The sequence below is a fragment of the Gorillibacterium massiliense genome (genome assembly GCF_000455485.1).
GTDB classification, from domain to species: domain Bacteria; phylum Bacillota; class Bacilli; order Paenibacillales; family NBRC-103111; genus Gorillibacterium; species Gorillibacterium massiliense.
In genome coordinates this window covers 1-6,473 of the sequence record NZ_CBQR020000119.1, presented here as the reverse complement: position 1 = coordinate 6,473, position 6,473 = coordinate 1, and the positions used below count along the sequence as shown (strand labels likewise).

5 protein-coding genes are annotated in these 6,473 nt (G+C 50.3%); all 5 read left to right on the top strand.

The features are described 5' to 3' along the window. Positions 1-187: 187 nt before the first annotated feature. Positions 188-1,129, top strand: a complete 942-nt coding sequence (locus TJ79_RS16465) for a carbohydrate ABC transporter permease (RefSeq protein WP_040951440.1) — start codon at positions 188-190, stop codon at positions 1,127-1,129. A 21-nt stretch (positions 1,130-1,150) separates the two neighbouring features. Then, the gene (locus TJ79_RS16460) at positions 1,151-1,990 is read left to right on the top strand and encodes a carbohydrate ABC transporter permease (protein ID WP_040951439.1); all 840 of its coding nucleotides are present in this window, start codon (positions 1,151-1,153) and stop codon (positions 1,988-1,990) included. Positions 1,991-2,123: 133 nt separating this feature from the next. Further along, positions 2,124-3,536, top strand: a complete 1,413-nt coding sequence (locus TJ79_RS16455; protein ID WP_040951438.1) for an ABC transporter substrate-binding protein — start codon at positions 2,124-2,126, stop codon at positions 3,534-3,536. Between the two features lie 100 nt (positions 3,537-3,636). Next, a complete protein-coding gene (locus TJ79_RS16450) occupies positions 3,637-5,445 on the top strand; it encodes a sensor histidine kinase (protein WP_040951437.1) in 1,809 nt (602 codons plus the stop codon). Further along, positions 5,432-6,473 (top strand): response regulator (locus TJ79_RS16445; RefSeq protein ID WP_238323038.1); only part of this gene is annotated, 1,042 nt, incomplete at its 3' end. The genes TJ79_RS16450 and TJ79_RS16445, both read left to right, overlap by 14 nt.

Here is a 6,473-nt window from a genome sequence, read left to right as displayed (position 1 = left end):
ATGGCATATTTTGCGGGTGGTATGATCTATGATGTCGGCACACACGATGCCTATGAAGAAATAACCCGCAAATTCAACGGATGAAAAGTAAAATTTATAGCGAATGTGATCAAAATACCGTCAAAGGATGACGGTGTTTTTTTTATATAATGAAGGCAATCGTTACTAAAAAGATAGAGGTGTTTGTATGGCAGACCCGACTGCAACTGCTCCGGTTTCCAGGGCCAAAGAGCGGCGAAGAATCAGACTTAGTTTACAAGGCGGAGAGACCTTGGCCGGCTTCTTGTTTGTCAGCCCGATGTTGATCGGTGTTTCGGTGCTCGTGCTGATACCGATTATCGCCACCCTTGTGCTGGGCTTCGCCGATTGGAATTTCGTTCAAGGCTGGAACGGCATTCACTGGATCGGCTTCGACAATTTCAAGAAGCTTTTCGACGATCCGACCTTTCTGAAGTCGTTGCGCAACAATATCATCTTTCTTTTGGTTGTTCCGATCTATATGATGGTCTCCATGGTGCTGGCTATTTTGATCGACAGGAATGTATACTGGAAAAGCTTTTTCAAAGTCGCCTACTTCATGCCTTATATCTCCAGTATCGTCGCCGTTGCTGTCGTCTGGCAGGTGCTGTTCCAGCCATCTTACGGTCCGGTCAATGAGGTACTGAAGTCGATCGGTTTCCACAATCCGCCCAAATGGATCGCCGACCCTCATTACGCGCTTTCGTCCATCATGATGATCGTGGTTTGGACATCCATCGGGTTCAACCTGATCGTTTATCTGGCAGGCTTGCAATCCATTCCTCGTGACCTCTATGAAGCGGCCGAAATCGACGGAGCGAATGCGTGGGTGAAGTTCGCACGGATCACATTCCCGATGCTTTCACCAACCTCCTTTTTCCTGTTGGTCACCGGCGTCATCTCTACCTTCAAAATCTTTGACATCATCGCCGTCATGACCCAAGGCGGGCCGATAAATTCGACCAATCTCATGGTTTGGTATCTATACGATCAGGCGTTCAATAACTTGAAGGTCGGCTACGCATCATCCGTATCCAGCGTCCTTCTCGGTTTCGTGCTTCTTATCACGGGCTTGCAGTGGCTCGCACAAAAGAAATGGGTTAATTATTAATCGGGAAGGAGAGAGAAGAACATGCAGGCCTCATTCCGTTTGGATTGGCGTAAAGCCATCACTACGATAATTCTTTTTATCATCAGCATCTTTTTCCTGCTGCCCTTTATCTGGATGCTCGTGACGTCCTTCAAGGTGGAGACGGAGGTGTTCGTCTATCCGATCGAGTGGATTCCGCGGCATTGGAACGCGATTCCCAACTACAAGGAAGTCTGGTTCGGCGACTATCCGTTCTATGTTTACTATTGGAATTCCATCAAGGTTGCCGTGCTGACGACACTGTGCTCCTGCTTAATCTCCGCATTGGCGGCATACGGATTTTCCAAAGTGCAGTTCAAGGCAAGCGGTCCGTTGTTTCTGATCGTGTTGATCACCTACATGGTTCCGAGCCAAGCGATTCTCGTTCCGCAGTTTATCCTGTACCGGCAAATCGGCTTGTTCAACAGCCACATCGGCCTCATTTTGCTGAATACCTTCAGTGTTCTCGGGGTGTTTATGCTGCGGCAGTTTTTCATGGGCGTCCATCAAGAGTATATCGAATGTGCGAAAATTGAAGGAGCCGGGCACTTCCGCATTTTCTGGAACATCGCTCTCCCCTTGGTACGGCCGGCCGTAGCGACCTACGCGATCCTGCGGTTCATCTGGACGTGGAACGACTATCAAAATCCTCTTGTCTTCCTACGTACGGATAAGCTGTATACGATCCAATTGGCGATGCAAAAGTTTACGTCCATGAGCGGCGAGTTTTATTCTCTCATTATGGCCTGCGCCGTATCTGCCATTCTGCCGCTCTTGATCGTATTTATCATCGGGCAAAAGAGCGTCATCGAAGGCATTGCTTTAGGTGGAGTGAAGGGATAGGTAAATAGAATTATTTTATAAATAAGTAAAAATATTTCATAAAAAGTAAATTTTGTTTCATGGAGAATGAAAGCGCCACCATTATAATTTGGGGTGTCAAGACAAGATAGCTAATCCAATCAGGAGGGTTGTCATGAACAAGAAAAAATGGTTGAGCGGTATGGCGGCAGGAGCTATGCTCGTAGGTTTGCTGGCGGGCTGCGGAGGCAACGACAAGAAAGACAGCGTTAGCGATGCGGCGGGTTCGACAAAACCGTCTTCATCTGCAGCGTCTTCAACGGAACCGGCGAAAAACGTACATCTGCGGCTTTACACCTTCGGACCGGAATCGACCTACGGTTGGTCATATACGTTGAAAGCCTACGAGGATGCACATCCGGGAGTAACCGTTGAACCTATCGTACTGAGCGATAAAGGCGACACTCAAGAAGCTATGAAAAAACTGGACCTTGCGTTTGCCTCCAAGGAAGATATCGACCTGCTGATGGTCAGCGATCCTGCCGGATACGCCGCCCGGGTAGCTCTCGGTATGATGGAGCCGCTGGACGACTTCATCGCCAAAGACGGCGGGTTTAAAGTGAAGGACGAATACAAGGTCGATACGACGCTGAATGGAAAAGTATACGCCCTACCGGGTAAATTCAACCCCTGGTACGTGCTGATCAACAAGGATCATCTGGATGAAGCGAGTTTGGCCGTTCCGACGGATTGGACCTGGGATGAATTCGCCGACTATGCCAAGAAGCTGACCAAAGGCGAAGGCACCAACAAGCGCTACGGCACGTATTTCCACGGTCCCCAAGGCGGTGGCTGGATGGAATTCGTCAAGCTGATGATGATGAACCAGCCGACCAACTCCGACTTGCTGAAGGCCGACGGTTCCTCTAACCTGCTGGATCCCAACTTCAAGAAGACGCTGGAGCTGCGGGTGAAGATGGAGAAGGAAGATAAATCCTCCGTTCCGTACACGGACATCATTTCGCAAAAGCTGGCTTATCGCAACCAATTCTTCAATCAATCCGCAAGCATGCTGACCATCGGCAGTTGGATGAATACAGAAATCGGCGGTACGGATAAGCTGCCCCTGACCTTCCACGTGACGGTTGCTCCTTATCCGAAAAATAACCAGAGCGATACCATCGGTTACGCTCCGGTGACGACGGATTACATGGCGGTTTCCTCCATTTCCAAGCAAAAGGAAGAAGCTTACAAATTCGTCCGCTGGTACACGACAGAAGGCCAATTGATCCAAGCGAAAAACGTTCCGTCCTGGAGCAAGGTAACCAACGACCAGTTGACCCCGATCATCGATAAGATTTTGGCTGGCACGAAGAATCCGGAATTGGTGGACAAAGACGCATTGATCAAGGTGCTGTTGGGCTCTAAAGCTTCGGAAATGGTGCCTGCCGCTTCCTATCAAGCGGAAGTCTTCAAGGCGGTAAACGAAGAATACGAGAAGCTGATCCTCGGCCAGCAAGACATCGATACGACAGTGAAAAACGCCGAAGCACGGACCGAACAAATTATCGCCTCCAACAAAAAATAAAAATGGTATACTGGCATTGCGGGGGCAGCCGAACGCTGTCCCTGCTTTTACGTTCCCGTTGTAACCGTTTTCGGTAGGGGAGAGGAGATGCGATCCGGCAATGAAAAACAAACTCGGTTTTCTATCTATTCGCCATAAGCTGATGGCTGCCGCCATCGCATGTATCCTGATTCCAGCGGCGCTTACGCAGCTGATCTCCTCGTCTCTTGCAAAGGATGCGGTGCAAAGCCAGGCGGTCTCGAGCTCCCAGGATTCGATGATGCTGCTCAACACCTCCCTTTCCAACCAGTTCAAGAGCATGCTCAATACGGCCAACTATATCACGACGAATCCGGACATGATCTCGTATTTCAAATTGGTCTCCTTCGGACAAACGGCGAACGACGATGCCTCCAAAAGGTTTTTAGATAAAAACAAGATCATCAATCAACTGGATACGCTGACCATCAGCGACTCCAGCTACGTCACGGTTATTCTCACGGATGGTTCTACCTTTACCAACTATTCGACGAACGATTTCAATCCGTCTTTGTTTACCCAAGAACCTTGGTTCAAAGAACTGGACAATATCAGTGGGATGAACGTCTACTGGGTAGGAACGAGACCGACTCAGTTCCAGTACATATCGAAAGAGAATCCCTATCAAATTTCTCTAGCCCGTACCTTACGTTATGATGATGCGCGAATTTATGGGTACGTCGTTGTGACCCAATTGGAAACCCGGATCAACCAACTCTTTAAACGGTTGCCGTCCGATCAGGAAATCATGCTCATAGATGGGGATAACCGCATCCTGTCCAGTGGCGATGTGTCCAAGATCGGCCAGATTTTCCCGGATATCGGTTCCGGCTCCGGTCAGTTGAATACGACTGTAGTGACGGTGGGGGCTACCAAATATTTGATTACCGAGCAGCCCCTATCCTTCAACGATTGGCGGCTAGTCTCCAAACAGCGATACGCCAAAGCCATCGTCAACATTAACTCCATTTTCAACCGTGTATTTCTCATTCAATTTGCGTCCATCGTCGTTTTCCTGCTCATTCTCCTTGCGCTGTTGCGGGCCTTTACGAAGCCTATCGTCCGGCTGGGCCGCACTACTTCCGCCGTTCAGCGCGGAAACCTAAGCGTTCGCTCCGGTATTCGCGGGAAGGATGAGATCGGCCGTCTCGGCTATCTTTTCGACCAAATGTTGGACCGGGTGCAGGAAATGATCGCGGAGGTTTCCGAGACCCAGAACCGCAAGCGCAAAGCGGAGCTGAGGATGCTGCAGGCGCAGATTCATCCCCACTTTCTTTTTAACGTATTGAATTCCATTCGAATGAAAGTGCTGCGCAAAGGTGATCCGGAGAGCGCGAAGATGATCAGTTCGTTGTCTACCTTGCTGCGCATGACCATCACCCGGGAAGAGGATGAAATCGTACTCCATGAGGAGCTGGAGCTGCTGGGTCACTATGTGGACTTGATGAATCTGCGGCAAAAAGAGGAGGTTCAACTGTCCCTCGCCATTCAGTCGGAAGCGATGCTCGTGAAAGTGCCGCGGTTATTTTTGCAGCCCATTGTGGAAAACGCTCTGATTCACGGCTTCAACCAAAAAGCCGGGCTTATCCGGATTCAAGCGGAGATGAACAACCGGGTGCTGCAGATGTCCGTGGAGGATAATGGCGTCGGAATGGAACCGGAAGCGGTGAAAGCGCTAAATCAAAAGCTGGCGGAGGCGGGCCAAACCGATCCCGACCGGATCGAAGGCAGCGCCAATGGAGTTTTCTCGGGAATGGGGCTCATTAATGTAGTGGAACGGATGAGGCTTTTATGGGGGGAGCGTTTTTCCGTAAAAGTAGAGAGTACGCCTAATCAGGGAACGATTATCCGAATAACCATTGCATACGAGAGGGCGGATGGAGATGTATAACGTGATGCTGGCAGACGACGACTATCCGGTACTGGAGCTGTTGTCGGAATCCATTGATTGGGAAGGTCTTGGGTTTCACTTGATCGGAGCCTTTGAAAATGGAGCGACAGCTTGGGAGCATGCCCAGGAGGAGATGCCGGACCTGCTGATCACCGATATCGGCATGCCGCGGATGAACGGATTAGAGCTGTGCGCTAAGATCAAGGAACAGAATCAAGATGCTCGGATTATCATTTTGTCGTGCCATGACGAATTTTCCTATGCCCAGCAAGCGATGCGGCTGAAGGTTCAGGACTATGTGCTGAAGGAATCGCTGCAACCTGAAGATCTGGCTCGGATGCTGGAGCGGATCCGCAAAGGATTGGATGAGGAGAAGATCGTCAGCGGCGAGCAGCTTCGGCTTCACGCTCTGGTGAATCACTCCCAGGAACTGCGCAAGGAGCAATTATTCAAGAACTTTATCCACCAACCCCTTTTGACCCCGGAAAAATGGCTGGAGGAAGCGAGCGGCTACGGTATTTTCGTCGGTGATGAGGCTTGTCTGGCTGCGGTCGGGCATATCGATGATTACCCAACAATCAAGCACCGGTTTGCGGCGGAAGAGACGCTGAAATTCGCCGTGGCCAACGTCATGCAGGAAGCGCTTCGCGAATTGGATTTGCGCATGCAGTATATCCCGTATACGGAACGGAAGCTGTTGCTGCTCATTTCCTATAGACCGGGATTGAAAACGAACATCTATGACAAAGCAGCGTCCGGCATCGGCATCATTCAAGCCACCTTGCGCCGGGTGTTGAAGCTGAGATCAACATTCATACTCGGGACGGAGTGCGCAACGCCGGAAAAACTGAAGCGAAGCTTGCAAACGCTGCTGAAGGACGATGGCCAGCGGTTTTACTTGGAAGCCGGGTCCTTGGTCAAGTATGCCCCGGAGAGTTTGTCCGAGCAGGATATATTTCAATATTACGATGCCGCCAGTCTGGATCTGCGGGAAGCGATGATCGGCAAACGGCCGGCTGATGCTTGCC